The following is a 15417-nucleotide window of genomic DNA, read 5'->3' as shown; positions in this document are numbered from 1 at the left end:
TTCAGGTATTTAATTTCTATAAATAAATACACCGTTTCTATTCTCAGTGACTTCGCCTTTTAAATAAGACAGTTCACCATTAACAAATACCGATTCTATTCCTTCTGCTACTGAAATAGGATTTTCAAATGTAGCGGTATCTTTTATCGTGTCAGGGTTAAATAAAACCAAATCGGCAAATGCGCCTGGTTTTATTTCCCCGCGATTTTTTAGGTTATATCGGCGTGCCGACATGCCTGTCATTTTGTGGATCGCTTCCGCTAGCGAAAACAAAGCTTCTTCACGGCAATAATGGCCAAGAACTTTAGGGAACGTGCCCCACAACCTTGGGTGCGGGTGCGGATCGTTTGGCAAACCATCCGAACCGACCATAGTCAGCTTGTACTTAAGGACACGTTTAACATCCTCTTCATCCATGCAGTGATAAACCGCACCTGCTGGTTGAATCGCTTTAGCGGCTTCAAGTAACGGCAACGCCATTTCGTCAGCAATGTCTTTCAGCATTTTCCCCGCATGCTCGGGCTTGGCTTCAGACCAGGTAATGAAAATATCAATCTCATCAGTCACCTGTTTGAGATCCAACGTGGAAGAGCTGGCAGAATACGGATAACAATCGCAAGACACATCTTGCTGCTGAGATACCTTGTCCATCAAATCCAGTACCTCAACAGTACGACCCCAGTTCCCAGCTCCGGCACACTTAAGGTGGGAGATAACCACTGGCACTTTAGCGTACTGACCTGTCTCGAACGCTTCTTCCATCGCACTGAGAATTTCTTCAAACTCAGTACGCATATGTGTGGTGTAAATACCGCCATGCTGACCGAGAATCTGAGCCAATCTCATCACTTCATCTGCAGTAGATTCTTTGGCGCTGGCATATGCCAGACCTGAGCTCAGACCGAGTGCTCCTTCTGCCATTGCCTGATCTAACGCAGCACGCATCTGAGCAATTTCGCTATCGGTTGCGGTGCGCTGCAAATCATCCATCACGTTGTTACGCAATGTCGTATGGCCAACCAAGGCAGCAACGTTGACCGCTGGGTGAGCATCTTGCACTGCCTTGGCATAAGTGGCGAAAGTCGGATACTCAAAGTCTTCTTGCTTACCCAACAAATTCATTGGGTCAGGTGGATCATCTGCCAACACGGTCGGGCTCGCACTAATACCACAATTGCCAACGATCACCGTCGTTACACCTTGGCTGATCTTTGGCAAGCAGTCCGGGTAGCGAATCACATTGGTATCATCATGGGTATGGACATCAATAAACCCCGGAGCCAGAGCAAGGCCTGAACCATCGACGACACTGCGAGCCGTAGTGCTATCGAGCTGACCGACTTGTTCAATTCGATCCTGACGAATAGCCACATCGGCAATAAATGGCTTGGCGCCCGTACCGTCAAAGACTTCTACACTTTTGATAATGGTATCGAACAACTTTTCACTCTCTTCGTCCGTCGTTTTCATAACCTCCATATTAATAATTCACACACTAGAATCAGTGACAAAACACACAAACAATCTCAATTTGTTTGATAGTTTCTAACATTTAATTTATTCTTGACAACATCAAACATTAAATATCAATAACTTAAGTCATGTTAGAAGTGAGCTCCCCATGATAACGGATAATCAAAAGTGTGATAAAAACTATCAAAAACAAGAAATGGTAACGCCAGGTTACGGCGAAAAAGCCCAGCCCGTCGCCTGCAATGACGACGGTTTACACAGTTTGGTCAACGAAGAGATCACTCTGCCTGCAGCAGTGATCAAAGCCTCTTCACTGCAAAATAATATCGATTGGATGAAAGACTTTGCATTGCAGCACGGAGTCAAGTTGTGCCCACATGGGAAAACCACCATGACACCGGATTTCTTCTCTCAGCAGCTCAACAATGGTGCTTGGGGCATTACCGTGGCGACACCGGCTCAAGCAGAAATCGCCGTTGCAGCGGGCGCAAAGAATGTCATCATGGCTAATCAATTGGTGGGTAAAGCCAACATGGCCGTGATCGGTAGCTTGCTACAAAACAACGATGTCAACTTCTACTGCTGTGTGGACTCCACGCGCAATGTGCTGGCACTAGAAGCCTTCTTTTCAGAGCATGAGCAACAACTCAATGTGCTGATTGAATTTGGCGTAGAAGGAGGCCGATGTGGCTGTCGCAGTCAGCAGCAAGTTGCCGAGCTCGCTCAGTTGATTCACCAACAGTCACATCTTTCCCTGCGTGGTATTGAAGTCTATGAAGGCGTGATTCACGGAGACAATGCCGAGCAGGACATTCGAGATTTTCTAGGCCAGACTCTTCATCTCACCAAACAGTTGCAGCAAGACCTTCTGATCGATGGTAAACCTCTGGTCACTGGCGCAGGCTCCGCTTGGTATGACGTGGTATCCGAGTGCTTTTCCCACCTTAAGGAGTTTGATGCCATAATTCGCCCGGGGTGCTACGTCATCCACGACACCGGTATCTACCTCGATGCTCAAAACAAAGTCATGCAACGCGCCCAAACCAATCAGGGCATGGCCTGCGAGCTGGGCGGAGATCTTGAATCTGCGCTTGAAGTGTGGGCGTACGTCATTTCCCGACCTGAGCCGACCAAACTAGTGGCAGGCATTGGCAAACGGGATGTCGCTTTTGACGCTGGCTTGCCGATTCCTGAACGTGCCTATCGCGATGGGCAAGCAATTTCGGTTTCAGGCGCGGTAACAACCGCAGTTATGGATCAGCATGCCTTTATCGAAGTCGACGCCAGCAGTGAACTGGACGTGGGTGACGTGATTGCCTTTTCTACTTCTCACCCATGCCTGACGTTCGACAAGTGGCGTGCTATTGCGGTGTGTGATGATGAGTTCAACGTGACACATTGGGTCAACACACGCTTTTAACCCTATTTCAGGTATACTGTGGCACAAATCAAATGGCGGCCAACTGACTCGCCGCCATCATTGGACAGGAAGACGTTTTGAGCTTAGAAGTCGATATTATTTCTCGAATTACAGAACGATTTAGCGCCCTTCGTGACGCTGAAAAAAAAGTCGCCAAACTGATCATGGATGATATCCAGAGCGCAGCCAATGCCAGCATTACAGAATTGGCAGAAAATGCACAAGTCAGTGAAGCGACCATCACCCGCTTTGCCAAAGCAGTGGGCTGCAAAAATGTTCGTGATATGAAGATCAAGCTGGCTCAGACTCTGACCGTCGGACAACGCTTTATTCTTGAGCCGCCGGATCAAAGTGGTTATCAAGGTATTTACGAGTCGATCAAGCAATCACTGGACGTCAACCGCAACCTAATCAATGAGCAGGATATCGACACTGCGGTCGGCTGGCTGCACAACGCACGCCAAGTGATCACCATTGGTATGGGCGGTGGATCTACAATTGCGTCGCAGGAGATGCAGCACAGGCTGTTTCGGTTAGGCTACCCTGTAGTTGCTTACAATGACGGCCTGCTATCACGTATGATTGCCGCCACCGCAGATAATAACGATGTGTTGGTGATGCTCTCAGCAACAGGCTACACGCCAACCATCATTGAAACGGCAGAACTGGCCAAAGAATATGGCGTCAAAGTCATTGCGATTACACCCGCTGACTCGCCACTGTCCGAGATTGCCGATCTGACGCTCCCTATCGAGCACAAAGAAACTGACTTTATCTACAAACCTTCAGCATCACGCTACGCCATGCTGGCACTGGTTGATGTGATTTCTATGGCTTTGGCTGTCAATCATAAACGCCGCTCACGAGACAAACTGCGCCGCCTAAAACTGGCGCTTGATTCTTACCGTGGCGGCCTTGATAGACAACCTCTCGGCGACTAAAACAAAAAAACCTCAGCAAATGCTGAGGTTTTTTGTTCGCTAAACGTTATTTAATCCCATACTTCGCCAGAATCTTATCAAACGTACCGTTAGACTTAATTTCCGCCAACCCCTTATTGAAAGCATCTATGTACTCCGCATTGTTTGGGTTAGCCAAACCTGATGTAACATGCAGCGGATTCACAGAAAGGGCGTTACTGGTAAACTCAAAATCATCGAGATTCATGCCTGCACCTGACAAGGTCGACTTCGCGACGAGTTCATCTTCCAACGTCAGATCGATTCGTTTCGCCATCAATTTTTTAGCATTCGCCACTAAATCATTCGCTTCTGGCTTTTTAAAGTTAGAAGCGCCAAGAAAATCATCGCCATAGCCGTAGTTACGAATGATACCAACAGTTTTGCCAGATAAACTGTCCATTCCGTTGTACTCGAATCCGTCACCTTTTCGCTTAATGAATTTCAGTGAGTTCTCTAGATAAGGCTCGCTGTAATTCAGATAAGACGTTCTTTCGTTCGTGAACCATGTGGCAACTAACACATCGACACGGCCACCTTTCACTTCATTCAATGCGCGCGTCCAAGGCATGATCTTAAAGTCCACGTCATGACCTTGAGATTTGAAAGCTTCAGTAATAATTTCAACTGACACCCCGGGATTGGCGCTATCTTTTTGCACAAAAGGTGCCCAAGGGTCCTGTGCAGCCGTAATCGTGGCAGTATAACCAGTGATTGAAAATAGGGCCGTGAAAGCCAGTAGTACGAAATTTCTCATAACATATCCTCTATGAATTACCTAAGTGCGGAATTTCGCCATATGACTGGCGATACTCTGGCTTAAGCCCAGCACTTCTTGTGTCCTTTGTGCATTTTGTGTCGCACCTGAAGACACTTCGTTGGTTGCTTCCGATGCTTCTACTATCGCTTGACTGATTTCCTCAACTGCCATCCTTTGCTCATCCGTTGCCTGAGAAATTTGGCCACTGCGGTCTGAAATAATGGTGATTAAGGACTGCACCTCTCCAACTGAAGCTTGAGATTCACTGACGCGCGATGCCGTCGCCTCTAACAGGGTCGCAATACGGGTAAGTTCATCTTCAACGGATTTGGTTGCTACTCCGAGCGCGGTAATATTTTTCTGAATCTGCTCTGTCGACTCGCTGGTCTTCACAGCAAGGTTACGCACTTCATCGGCCACGACTGCGAAGCCTCTACCTTGCTCACCTGCTCGAGCAGCCTCAATAGCGGCATTGAGCGCCAGTAGGTTGGTTTGCTCTGAAATATCATTAATCACGTTCAGTACAGTGGTGATTTTCTCGCCTTCTTCAATCAATATGTGCATCTCTGCATTCACGTGGTTCATCTCTTCACGCATATTGATGATATCGTTCGCAGAACTTTCAATGGCATCATTAACGCTCGATGCCAGACCTGTGGCGGTTTGAGCCTGATCAGCCGTTTCTGAGGCAGTATCAGCCACCGTTGATACCGATTGATTCAGCTCGGTAGCGGCAGCTGCCACTGTGGTGAGCTGCTGCTTTTGGGATTCTAGTTTCTCAGCATTGGTTCGCGCTGTTGCGCCATTCGCCTGTGCTTTCTCACCCAAAGCTTCAGAGGATTGATTTACGTCCTGAACAATGACTCTCAACGACTCGGTAAAGCTATTGATGCCGTTAGTGATTTCGTCGAACTCTCGATATTTCGCCGGAGCAAGTTTGTTGGTTAAATCACCATCTCCTGAAGCTAAATCTTTTATAACATCAGTCAGTTCAGAAATCGGCCTTAGTACAGTCATCGACAACACAACGATAATGACGATAGAAATGATGATGTCGAGAACGATTAACTCAATGATATTCGTCCGCAATGAGTCTGCCAGCTTGGCATCCATCGCATGAGTATCAAAATAAACGACTACTTTACCGACCTTGTTTTCTTCACCATAATCGACAAACGTCAGCTCTGTAGTCATGCTGTTTTCAGCTAGATAGGCGTCTTTGTTTGTCACATCAACCAGTTGTTTCTCGTCCCCTTCCCCAGTCTGAGTCAAAAACAATAATTCACTTTCCTGCGCGTCAATTAACTGAATCGCGGATATTTCAGCGAGATCGAGTTCAGCAGCCATAGCAACCTTGGCTGTGTCTAAATCAAAATCCCAAACGGCTTTGGGCAAACTGATCGACATCCTCTGGCTGGTATTTTGCACGTTAACCAACAGCTCTTGATGTAAATTATCTTTAAAATTCTGATATTTAATAAATGCTGAGACCAGTAATACCAGCGTCAATGCCACGATTACTTGGGCCAAAAATACTACCTTTAATCTTTTCAAAACTTGCCCCTTCTGATTTTCGGCAGTTATCTAAAAAAGTAGTAAGTGATTAATCAATTATCAAATTGAAATAAAAATGAGACAAACATCACACCAAAGTGAGTTTATGGCACTCCACCTTATAAAAAGTGTGGAATTAGGAAGGAAGCGATTAGAAGTCTGATTATGCCTAGACTTACACGTCAATTGTGGAGTTCATATGATCGGTAACTTATGGGTAGACACTGACTTCAATCAGGTTACTATCCGGGTCGAGAAAGTAGACCGAGCTAATAGCTCCAGTCGCGCCCGATTTTTCGACTGGTCCCTCAACAATCCTAATATTTTGCTGCTGTAAGTGAGTAATCACATCTTCCAGTGACCAGTGTGTGATTAAGCACAGATCACCTGAGCCGACCTGAGCATGATTACGGGGTTCCTGACCTAAGAGCTGAAGATTGATTTTCTGATTACCGAACCTCAATGCTTTACGACCACCAGCAAAAGTTACCTCTTCCATTTTTAATACACGGCGATAAAACTCAACCGAAGCTTTAATATCCGAAACGGTAAGAACAATGTGATCAATATGGCTAATCATGAAACCCTCCTTATCTAGTTGTACCCTAACTCAATACAATGGCTGTGCTATACCAATGAACGGTATACACAAACCTCACGTTTTTCACCGTGTACCTCAACCGTCCGGTCTTCCTGATACTTAATCCCCAGTTTTTCAATTACTGACTTTGAACGCTGGTTGTGCACCAAATGCTGAACTTCAATCTCGACCAGATTCAGGTGCTGTTTGGCATACTCAATTAAGGCTTGGGATGCTTCAAACGCGATGCCTTTCCCCCAATAGGGTGTCCCTAACCAATAACCAAGAATGCCAACACCTTCTTTCAGTGTTGGAAGGCTGACGGCGCCAATGATGTCGTCACAACCTTTAATTGTGATGGCAAAAACAACCGCCGTTTTCTCGCTAAAATGATGAATATGTGTCTTGATCCACTCCACGGCCATATTCGATTCGTACGGGTGAGGTATATTCGCCGTCATCTCCGCGATAACCTTTTCTCCCGCTAAATGGGCCACTCTCTCGCTGTCTGATAAACGAAAGGGTCTTAGGACTAATCTGTTTGTTTCTATATTGGGTTGCATTGCATGCCTTGGTTTACAGTGTAAAAATGACAAGCTTTAAAATATCAATAGCAAAGCTCTACCTGAGTATTGATCGTCATAGTGAGTTCAGAAACAGACTCATCATCAACTCGATAATAATCTGTCATTTCCCCAACAATTCGAAATCCATGTTTGAGATAAAGATTTTTAGCGGCAAGATTGACTGATAACACATTTAAGTCGAGCCAGACGATCTGCTCATTGCGTTGACAAAACTCGATCACGGTTTGGATTAGCCGACTGCCTAATCCCATTTTCCGGCACTCCCGCTCTACGCCCATCCCTAGCCAAACGCGATGAGAGCAATAATCTTCCATATGATGTCGAAGGTCAATGTGGCCACAAATCTTACCCTGTACGTCTTTCGCTAACCAGAGTTGTCTCCATGCAACGTCAGAAAACTCAACGCTCACCCCGTCTATAAACTTTTGCTGTGTTTGAGTCGGAATGGCCCTGTTTGTACGTGATAGTGGCTGAAAAAGTGGTGTGCCATCGACACCATTTTCCGCAAGTTGATTTTCAAGGTAAACAAAAAACTGAGGTAAATCACTCTGCTCAGCTTGAACAATAGATATCTGCATCTGAGTATTCTTCAAAAGTAAATCGATTACAGCTTCAGTTTGAAGCCCTCATGGCTGGGTAGAAAGCCCAGTTTTTCGTAAAAACGCAGCGCATCGGGTCTCTGTTTATCGCTAGTCAGTTGCACCATAGAGCAACCTCTTTGCTTCGCAAGTTCGATGGCATGCTGAAACAAACACTCACCTAGTCCCTGACCGCGAAAGTTTTCATCCACTCGTACCCCTTCAATCAAGCAACGCCAGCTTCCCTGATGCGTTAAGTACGGAATGTATGTCAGTTGTAGCATTCCAACCACCCGTTGCTCAAACACGGCAACGATCAGTTCATTGTTTGGGTCTCGGTTAATCTCAGCGAAAGCCGTCTGGTATTTATCGAATTGCGTCTTATCTTCACGCTGCTGACCTAATGGATCGTTGGCCAGCATACCAACGAGAGCGCCTAAATCATCCTCAGTCGCCGATCTGAATATCAACTCCATGTGTTTCCTTATTTTTCTATTTCTTCAAGCAATTGTGTCGCAATGCGTTCTATCTTCTCCAACGAGTGGTCACTCTTGTCTAACAAGAGCAAATCCGCCAATTCTGGATTCTCCCATTGTTTACCTTTAATAAAACAGCGCTCCGACAGCTTATCTAGCTTAAGGTCTTTCAACTCGAAGCTCAGCTCTGTCCAGAGCAATGACAGCTCTCCTTCAGTATCAATATCTCGAATAGGGTTCTGCTTTTGTTTTCTGATGTAAATGGCAGTTTTTCGACTCGCAACCACCACCTTACGCAGCGCAGCGGTTGACTCCAGCTTTCGGGATTGCTTCGCACGCTTCAGGTTAGATACCCAGGTTCCGGCATGCTTCACTAACTCCCAAAGCGACACACTGGTGACCAGTTCGATCAAATCATCTTCCTCTCAACATGGATTAACTGACACGCTCAAGTTAAGCGACATTATCAGACACTATGCAACAACACGAGTTTGTCGAATTAAAAACGTGCCTCAGGTAGGAAGTCTTAACGATAAAAATGGGCACACTAAGGTGCCCGACAGGAGCAGTACGTTCTTGGGGGAAGAACTGAACTAATTATTTGCGAGGAGTGAGCATGCCTTGTGTGACAATAAAGTCGATGATGGTATTCAGACCATGGCTCTCTTTGAGGTTAGTGAATACATAAGGCTTGGTTGGGCGCATGCGTTGCGTATCTTGCTCCATCACTTCCAATGAAGCACCGACATAAGGTGCGAGGTCGATTTTATTGATCACCAATAAATCTGAACGCGTAATACCCGGGCCGCCTTTTCGTGGAATTTTCTCGCCTTCGGCGACATCAATCACGTAGATAGTTAAGTCCGCCAATTCAGGGCTAAACGTCGCGCTGAGGTTATCACCACCACTTTCGACAAACACGACATCCAGATTCTTATGTCGCTTTGCAAGCTCTTCAACCGCAGCTAGGTTCATGGAAGCATCTTCCCTAATTGCCGTGTGCGGGCAGCCTCCGGTTTCAACACCAATAATTCGATCCGGTTCGAGTGCTTCCGCGCGGGTGAGAATCTTAGCGTCTTCCTGTGTGTAGATATCGTTGGTAACCACAGCGATATTAAGCTTGTCGCGAATCGCTTTACATAGCACTTCCAATAGCGCCGTTTTACCCGACCCCACTGGGCCGCCGATACCCACTCGCAGTGGTTGTTTGTAACTTTCCATATTAAAACCTCTGATTAAATTCCGTTATGAGCGAAACAGCCGCGTGTATTGCGTTTCGTGAAGGCTGCTTGCGATAGATACCGAAGGTGTAAAGCTGCCTATCATCCAGTCTTCCGTCTGCTCGGCTTGCAACAGCGCTTGAGGAAACAACTCACTCAGGTGAATCAAAACGCGCTGTCCGTCAGTTTGCCCTAAAGGCACCAGTTTCACGCCTGCCATGACCAAGTTTTCAGCCCAGCTCCACAGGTAGCCTTGCTTCAAAGCCAGCGGATCAATGTTCCAGTGCTGCGCGGCAATACACAGCCCTAATAGCTGATTCATTTCCAACTCTTCATCGATAAAGCAGGCATGCTCAATGTCCAATTGCTTGAGCAGCGTTTTCAGTGCCAAACCTCGCTGACGCTCTTCAGCTCTTAGCTCACGGGTTTCCCGACTGGAATAAAGTAGCTCGCTGCAATGACGTATTTTCTCCATGTCATCGTCTCGAAGCGCCTGCATATACTGCTCGATTAAGGGCAGCTCCAATGTCGCCACGCTATTAAGCAACATGTTCGCTAGCCAATCCTCCATCGCATGCCGTCCGTCGACCCACCCCGCTTCTACGACCCATTCCAGACCTTGCGAGTAGGTAAAGCCGCCAATAGGTAAGGAAGGGCTGATGAGCTGAAAAAGTCGGTATAGCGCTAAATCGGATTGCGTTTTCGTTGGCTCCATATTATTCAATTAGATCAAAACCAATGCACTGACACCAGCAACCCCTGCCGCTAACCAAGGGCTGAACATTGCTCGGCCAAGCTGCATGCCTAAAAGAATCAATGCACTTGCGCTGGCCACCATGCCGGCAGCAAACGCAGACACCGCACCTTGCGCTTCCACACCATGGGCGTAGCCGTGGAAAAAAATCAGCCCAATACATAAGGTGACAGCCAATCGCATCACATTCTCAGAAGCGTGAAAGGCTTGCCAGATAGCGCCACTGACCACAAACAGAGAAGCGCCAATAGCAAGCTCCATGGCAGAAAATCCGCCCATCACCTGCCCTGTTGTCAGCCCCACAACCAAAGACATTAACGCGGCCGCTACGAGGCCGATTTGGCGCTTAACCGACGTGCGAAGACAAGCAATCAAAATACCAAACGCAACGAGCATAGTAAGGTGATCAAAGCCTGTGACGGGATGCGTCAAGCCTGAAGAAAAAGAATGACTATCGTGCCCCGGATGAGCCAGAACAGGTGTTGAAATCAGAAGCAGCGGCAGCACTGACGTAAGTGTTTTTTTCATAATAACTTCCTTGTCGTTTTTGTAGTAAGTAATTCGTTTTATTGGCAGTTAATGGTGGTGATGGTGCCCACCAGAACGGCCACCATAAGCACCACTTTCTGGCTCAAACGGAGCTTCTTCCGTCGTGACATTTGCGCCAAGCCCTTCCACCATCTCATCCAGAACATGATCATGTTGATAGCGCACCCAGCCAAACTCGACTTGCAGTGGTACATGGCGATTACCAAGGTGATAAGCGACACGAGTCAGCAGGTGCAGATCACTGCAGTACACCGTCGATACCTTCTCAGGCGCGGCTTTGACTTCAACCACCATGCCGCACTGACTTTTTAGCTGCTCACCACCACGTAAAATATGCCCGCGAGGCAGAAACAGCCCCGCTTCCCGACCATCATCCAGCTCGACCTTAAGACGGCTTTTAATTCGACTGTCAATCGGCAGGCTGAGAAATGCGTTGGGTTGTATTGTGATTTCAGTATTGATTTCGGTTAGCTCAATCATCTCGCTCCCTCATTGATGGTGTTAAAACAAAAAATATCGTTGTGCCATAGGTAGCACGTCGGCAGGCTCACAAACCAACAGCTCACCATCAGCACGAACCTGATAAGTTTGGGAATCGACTTCGATCTTTGGCTGCCAGTCATTGAGCTTCATGTCGGCTTTGCTGATATCGCGGCAATGGCTGACGACACCAATCTGACTGCCAAGCCCAAGCTGCTGAGCAACACCGTCACGCTGTGCCTCCTGAGAAACAAACAGCATGGATGTGTTCTGGCTCGCTTTGCCGTAACTGCCAAACATACTGCGATAGTGAACCGGTTGAGGGGTTGGGATCGACGCATTCGGGTCCCCCATTGGCGCCATGGCAATCATGCCACCTTTGAGAATCACGCTAGGTTTGACACCAAAGAAAGCGGGCTTCCACAAAACTAAATCCGCTAGCTTACCCACTTCGATCGAACCAATTTCATGGGCCATACCGTGAGTAATCGCCGGATTTATTGTGTATTTAGCGATATAGCGGCGAAGACGGAAATTATCACTGTAAGACGAGTCCTCAGCCAGACTGCCACGCTGGACTTTCATCTTGTGCGCCGTTTGCCATGTACGGGTGATCACTTCACCAACTCGGCCCATTGCTTGTGAGTCCGACGCAATCATAGAGAAAGCACCAAGATCATGAAGTATGTCTTCAGCGGCGATGGTCTCGCGGCGAATGCGAGATTCCGCAAACGCGACATCTTCGGCAATCGAAGGAGATAGGTGATGACACACCATCAGCATATCGAGGTGTTCATCCACGGTATTAACCGTGTAAGGGCGTGTCGGGTTGGTTGATGATGGCAAGACATTCGACTCACCCGCAGCGCGGATAATGTCAGGTGCATGGCCACCACCGGCACCTTCGGTGTGATAGGTATGGATAACACGATCACCAATCGCACCCAGCGTCGACTCCACAAAACCAGACTCGTTAAGCGTATCGGTATGAATCGCAACCTGCACGTCCATTTCATCGGCGACCGTCAGACAAGTATCAATTGATGCGGGTGTTGTACCCCAATCTTCATGCAGTTTAAGCCCCACTGCACCTGCCGCGACTTGTTCTCGCAGGGCTTCTGGTTGGCTGGCATTCCCTTTGCCGAGCAAGCCAAAGTTCATCGGAAACTCGTCAAGAGACTCAAGCATACGATGCATGTTCCACGGCCCCGGAGTACAGGTCGTCGCATTGGTTCCGGTATTGGGGCCAGTGCCGCCACCGATCATGGTTGTCACACCAGACGCGAGCGCTTCTTCTATCTGTTGCGGGCAGATGAAATGGATGTGAGAGTCGATACCGCCTGCGGTCAAAATCGAGCCCTCTCCTGCCAGCACTTCCGTCCCGGGACCAATCACAATGGTCACTTCTGGCTGAACATCTGGGTTGCCCGCTTTGCCTATCGCTTGAATTCGACCGTTTTTAATCGCGACATCCGCTTTCACAATCCCCCAATAATCAAGAATGACAGCATTGGTGATCACTAAATCGGGTGTTTCAGCGCTGGGTCTCTGACTCTGGCCCATGCCATCGCGAATCACTTTACCACCACCGAATTTGACCTCATCGCCGTATACGGTGAAATCCTTTTCTACTTCAAGCCATAACTCAGTGTCCGCGAGACGCATGCGGTCGCCCACTGTTGGCCCAAACATTTCGGCATACGCCTGTCGGGAAATGCTTGCCATTACCTATCCTTGTGTTTGCTTTTTCGTTGTTCAGGCGATCACTAATCCAATTTGCCCATAACTTTGCCCTGAAAGCCGTATACGTGCTGGCTGCCTGCGTATTCGACGAGTTCGACGCTGCGAGATTGCCCAGGTTCAAAACGCGTCGCAGTGCCTGCTGGGATATTGAGTCGATAGCCACGACAAGGCGTTCGATCGAACACCAAGGCATCATTGACTTCATAGAAATGATAGTGGGAGCCGATCTGCACCGGACGGTCGCCAATGTTCTCAACGCTCACCTGAATGGTTTTACGTCCGACATTGAGCTCAATTTCGCCAGCTGCGGTTTCAATCTGACCGGGCACAAAGCCGGATAAATGAGTGGTTGTTCCTGCCATATATCCCCCTTAGACAATCGGCTCGTGGACCGTGACCAGCTTAGTTCCGTCAGGGAATGTCGCTTCTACCTGCACATCCGGAATCATTGAGGCCACTCCTTCCATTACGTCTTCTACCGTAAGTAGGGTGCGACCAAAATCCATCAGTTCAGACACGCTTTTGCCTTCACGAGCACCTTCGAGAATGGCACTGCTGATGTAGGCAACAGATTCGGGGTAATTAAGTTTGAGACCTTTTTCTTTGCGACTTTGCGCCAGCATGCCAGCGCAAAATATCAGTAACTTATCTTTTTCTCGAGGTGATAATTCCATGTTTGTCCTTATGTCGCCCAAATCCTCGGTGGATGTGGGAGAGTGCCTGTCCATTGCTGACGTGCCTGCTGCCACACGAGCTGAAAAATGTTGAGGATCACTTCACTCCAGTGACCCAATGCTCGAATCACCACCAGCTCTTCTAACTGTGTCGCAGCGATGATGACTTTGTCTGTGCCCACTTGGCTTTGTATGTTAGAGAGCAAGCTCTGTACCAAATGGAAAAAATCGTCATCCTGTGAGGAAATGTAAAGCGTTCCCGACATAGGAAATCCGAGAAGGCCTTTTTGTTTCATATACTTATCACCACCTCGAATATTTAACCCCTCGGTCAGAATTTTTTTGCCTTGGCGATAAATCTCTGTTTTTCCGACCAAATGCCCTGAGGAAAATCCCTCATTTAGTGCAGGACGTCCAAAACAGTGCATCTCCCAGCCCACAAATTGTGCATCCTTTTCTAAGTGAATCTGAGTGTCTAAACGCGCGTGCGCATCGGGGAAAAAAATGTTCTCCTGTGGCAGCCATTCGAGTAATCCACCACTTTCGACAGTCAGGACTTGTTGCTGGTGCGCGTAGCGCTGTTCGGAGCGGTAAAACTTCGTTGCCCCCGGCGTTGTCACTAAAGCGTGTGCCCCTTGCGCAACTTGTGTGTCAATGCGTAACGTGTCACCACCCACGACGCCACCGGGAGGATGCAATAGATAGGTGTGGCAAGCCTTACCTTCAGGGTAAAGCGGACGCTGAATCGCCAAAGGCCCTTGTTGCTGGCGTTCGCGAATCACGGTTTTGTCACCACGATCCGTAAACAGCAGTTTGAGTTTCGCTTTCCAGCCAGATTCAGTATCAGATTGAATCAGCTTATCCAGTCGCTGATTGTTGTTTTCGATGGCGAACGCCACCGCAGGATCACACATCATACTGTCAGATACTCCTTTATCAGTGTGTCATTCAGTTGGCCCATTTCACCCTGAGCAACATTCCGTCCTCGGTCGAGAATGCAGAATTGGTCACCCACTTTGCGTGCAAAAGGCAGCTTCTGCTCAACCAGCAACACCGTCAGGCCGAGCTTTTCGTTAAGCATGCGTATAATGTCACCAATTTCCTGCACAATATTGGGCTGTATCCCTTCCGTCGGCTCATCGAGGATCAAAAGTCGCGGGTTGATTACCAAAGCACGACCAATCGCAAGCTGCTGTTGCTGGCCTCCTGATAAGTCACCACCTCGTCGATGACGCATCTCCTTAAGAACCGGAAACAACTCATAAATAAACTCAGGAATCTGCCTGTCGCCCTTATCTCTGATAGGTAAACCAACCTGAAGATTCTCCTCAACCGTCAGCATAGGGAATATTTGCCTGCCCTGAGGGACATAGCCGATTCCAAGTCTTGAACGCATTTCCGCATCCACATTGAGTAATGAATTACCTTCCAGAGTGATATCGCCACTCTTGCTCGCCACCAAGCCCATGATGCACTGCAATAGTGTTGTTTTTCCGACCCCATTTCGGCCCATCAACACGGTGCATTTTCCCTCAGGGATGGTCATATTCAGATCCCATAGCGTGTGACTCTCGCCATAGAACTGATTCAGTCCAGATATCGTCAGCATT

At 47.9% G+C, this 15417-nt stretch carries 19 protein-coding genes; 2 read left to right on the top strand and 17 right to left on the bottom strand.

All coding sequences use genetic code 11. The annotated features are described in order from the left end of the window. Positions 1–9: 9 nt before the first annotated feature. Positions 10–1470, bottom strand: a complete 1461-nt coding sequence (locus FIU99_RS21830; RefSeq protein WP_152472542.1) for an amidohydrolase family protein — start codon at positions 1468–1470, stop codon at positions 10–12. A 151-nt stretch (positions 1471–1621) separates the two neighbouring features. Between FIU99_RS21830 and FIU99_RS21825 the strand changes: the two genes are divergently transcribed. Further along, entirely contained in the window at positions 1622–2893 is a 1272-nt protein-coding gene (locus FIU99_RS21825; RefSeq protein WP_006961897.1) for an amino acid deaminase, read from the top strand. 77 nt (positions 2894–2970) lie between these two features. Beyond that, on the top strand, positions 2971–3834 hold the full coding sequence (locus FIU99_RS21820; RefSeq protein ID WP_006961898.1) for a MurR/RpiR family transcriptional regulator: 864 nt from the start codon (positions 2971–2973) through the stop codon (positions 3832–3834). Positions 3835–3880: 46 nt separating this feature from the next. Here FIU99_RS21820 and FIU99_RS21815 read toward each other — a convergent pair whose 3' ends face one another. From FIU99_RS21815 to urtE, 16 genes are all read right to left on the bottom strand, one after another. Beyond that, positions 3881–4609 carry a transporter substrate-binding domain-containing protein gene (locus tag FIU99_RS21815; RefSeq protein WP_006961899.1) on the bottom strand — a complete coding sequence of 243 codons (729 nt, stop codon included), beginning with the start codon at positions 4607–4609 and terminating at the stop codon, positions 3881–3883. A gap of 21 nt (positions 4610–4630) precedes the next feature. After that, a complete protein-coding gene (locus tag FIU99_RS21810; protein ID WP_152472541.1) occupies positions 4631–6166 on the bottom strand; it encodes a methyl-accepting chemotaxis protein in 1536 nt (511 codons plus the stop codon). 211 nt (positions 6167–6377) lie between these two features. After that, a complete protein-coding gene (locus FIU99_RS21805; protein WP_006961901.1) occupies positions 6378–6746 on the bottom strand; it encodes a VOC family protein in 369 nt (122 codons plus the stop codon). 47 nt (positions 6747–6793) lie between these two features. Next, the gene (locus FIU99_RS21800) at positions 6794–7309 is read right to left on the bottom strand and encodes a GNAT family N-acetyltransferase (protein WP_080555948.1); all 516 of its coding nucleotides are present in this window, start codon (positions 7307–7309) and stop codon (positions 6794–6796) included. Between the two features lie 44 nt (positions 7310–7353). Beyond that, complete coding sequence (locus FIU99_RS21795; protein WP_039952286.1) at positions 7354–7905, bottom strand: GNAT family N-acetyltransferase; 552 nt, start codon at positions 7903–7905, stop codon at positions 7354–7356. Positions 7906–7937: 32 nt separating this feature from the next. Continuing rightward, positions 7938–8387 carry a GNAT family N-acetyltransferase gene (locus FIU99_RS21790; protein ID WP_006961904.1) on the bottom strand — a complete coding sequence of 150 codons (450 nt, stop codon included), beginning with the start codon at positions 8385–8387 and terminating at the stop codon, positions 7938–7940. Positions 8388–8395: 8 nt separating this feature from the next. Beyond that, positions 8396–8800 (bottom strand): hypothetical protein, encoded by a 405-nt coding sequence (locus tag FIU99_RS21785; protein ID WP_006961905.1) that lies wholly within the window; start codon positions 8798–8800, stop codon positions 8396–8398. 184 nt (positions 8801–8984) lie between these two features. Next, on the bottom strand, positions 8985–9608 hold the full coding sequence (gene ureG / locus FIU99_RS21780) for an urease accessory protein UreG (RefSeq protein ID WP_006961906.1): 624 nt from the start codon (positions 9606–9608) through the stop codon (positions 8985–8987). 24 nt (positions 9609–9632) lie between these two features. Continuing rightward, positions 9633–10322 (bottom strand): urease accessory protein UreF, encoded by a 690-nt coding sequence (locus FIU99_RS21775; RefSeq protein ID WP_006961907.1) that lies wholly within the window; start codon positions 10320–10322, stop codon positions 9633–9635. A gap of 9 nt (positions 10323–10331) precedes the next feature. Further along, positions 10332–10889, bottom strand: a complete 558-nt coding sequence (locus FIU99_RS21770; RefSeq protein WP_006961908.1) for a HupE/UreJ family protein — start codon at positions 10887–10889, stop codon at positions 10332–10334. A 48-nt stretch (positions 10890–10937) separates the two neighbouring features. Further along, positions 10938–11390 carry an urease accessory protein UreE gene (gene ureE / locus FIU99_RS21765; protein WP_006961909.1) on the bottom strand — a complete coding sequence of 151 codons (453 nt, stop codon included), beginning with the start codon at positions 11388–11390 and terminating at the stop codon, positions 10938–10940. Between the two features lie 21 nt (positions 11391–11411). Further along, positions 11412–13115, bottom strand: coding sequence for an urease subunit alpha (gene ureC, locus FIU99_RS21760; RefSeq protein ID WP_006961910.1), 1704 nt, complete (start codon positions 13113–13115; stop codon positions 11412–11414). A 41-nt stretch (positions 13116–13156) separates the two neighbouring features. Further along, positions 13157–13495 carry an urease subunit beta gene (locus FIU99_RS21755; protein ID WP_006961911.1) on the bottom strand — a complete coding sequence of 113 codons (339 nt, stop codon included), beginning with the start codon at positions 13493–13495 and terminating at the stop codon, positions 13157–13159. Positions 13496–13504: 9 nt separating this feature from the next. After that, the gene (ureA, locus tag FIU99_RS21750) at positions 13505–13807 is read right to left on the bottom strand and encodes an urease subunit gamma (protein ID WP_006961912.1); all 303 of its coding nucleotides are present in this window, start codon (positions 13805–13807) and stop codon (positions 13505–13507) included. 8 nt (positions 13808–13815) lie between these two features. Next, positions 13816–14724 carry an urease accessory protein UreD gene (locus tag FIU99_RS21745; RefSeq protein ID WP_006961913.1) on the bottom strand — a complete coding sequence of 303 codons (909 nt, stop codon included), beginning with the start codon at positions 14722–14724 and terminating at the stop codon, positions 13816–13818. Further along, a complete protein-coding gene (gene urtE / locus FIU99_RS21740; protein WP_006961914.1) occupies positions 14721–15416 on the bottom strand; it encodes an urea ABC transporter ATP-binding subunit UrtE in 696 nt (231 codons plus the stop codon). The genes FIU99_RS21745 and urtE overlap by 4 nt, the downstream gene beginning before the upstream one ends. Between the last annotated feature and the right edge of the window lies 1 nt (position 15417).

This window comes from Vibrio sp. THAF64, from assembly GCF_009363455.1.
In the GTDB taxonomy this organism is placed as follows: Bacteria; Pseudomonadota; Gammaproteobacteria; order Enterobacterales; family Vibrionaceae; genus Vibrio; species Vibrio coralliilyticus.
This window is presented reverse-complemented; position numbering and strand designations above follow the sequence as displayed.

Coding starts and splice junctions, on each gene's coding strand:
- FIU99_RS21830 (WP_152472542.1), bottom strand. CDS start 1,470: ATGAAAACGACGGACGAAGAGAGTGAAAAGTTGTTCGATACCATTATC.
- FIU99_RS21825 (WP_006961897.1), top strand. CDS start 1,622: ATGATAACGGATAATCAAAAGTGTGATAAAAACTATCAAAAACAAGAA.
- FIU99_RS21815 (WP_006961899.1), bottom strand. CDS start 4,609: ATGAGAAATTTCGTACTACTGGCTTTCACGGCCCTATTTTCAATCACT.
- FIU99_RS21805 (WP_006961901.1), bottom strand. CDS start 6,746: ATGATTAGCCATATTGATCACATTGTTCTTACCGTTTCGGATATTAAA.
- FIU99_RS21800 (WP_080555948.1), bottom strand. CDS start 7,309: ATGCAACCCAATATAGAAACAAACAGATTAGTCCTAAGACCCTTTCGT.
- FIU99_RS21790 (WP_006961904.1), bottom strand. CDS start 8,387: ATGGAGTTGATATTCAGATCGGCGACTGAGGATGATTTAGGCGCTCTC.
- ureG (WP_006961906.1), bottom strand. CDS start 9,608: ATGGAAAGTTACAAACAACCACTGCGAGTGGGTATCGGCGGCCCAGTG.
- FIU99_RS21775 (WP_006961907.1), bottom strand. CDS start 10,322: ATGGAGCCAACGAAAACGCAATCCGATTTAGCGCTATACCGACTTTTT.
- FIU99_RS21770 (WP_006961908.1), bottom strand. CDS start 10,889: ATGAAAAAAACACTTACGTCAGTGCTGCCGCTGCTTCTGATTTCAACA.
- ureE (WP_006961909.1), bottom strand. CDS start 11,390: ATGATTGAGCTAACCGAAATCAATACTGAAATCACAATACAACCCAAC.
- ureC (WP_006961910.1), bottom strand. CDS start 13,115: ATGGCAAGCATTTCCCGACAGGCGTATGCCGAAATGTTTGGGCCAACA.
- FIU99_RS21755 (WP_006961911.1), bottom strand. CDS start 13,495: ATGGCAGGAACAACCACTCATTTATCCGGCTTTGTGCCCGGTCAGATT.
- ureA (WP_006961912.1), bottom strand. CDS start 13,807: ATGGAATTATCACCTCGAGAAAAAGATAAGTTACTGATATTTTGCGCT.
- FIU99_RS21745 (WP_006961913.1), bottom strand. CDS start 14,724: ATGATGTGTGATCCTGCGGTGGCGTTCGCCATCGAAAACAACAATCAG.
- urtE (WP_006961914.1), bottom strand. CDS start 15,416: ATGCTGACGATATCTGGACTGAATCAGTTCTATGGCGAGAGTCACACG.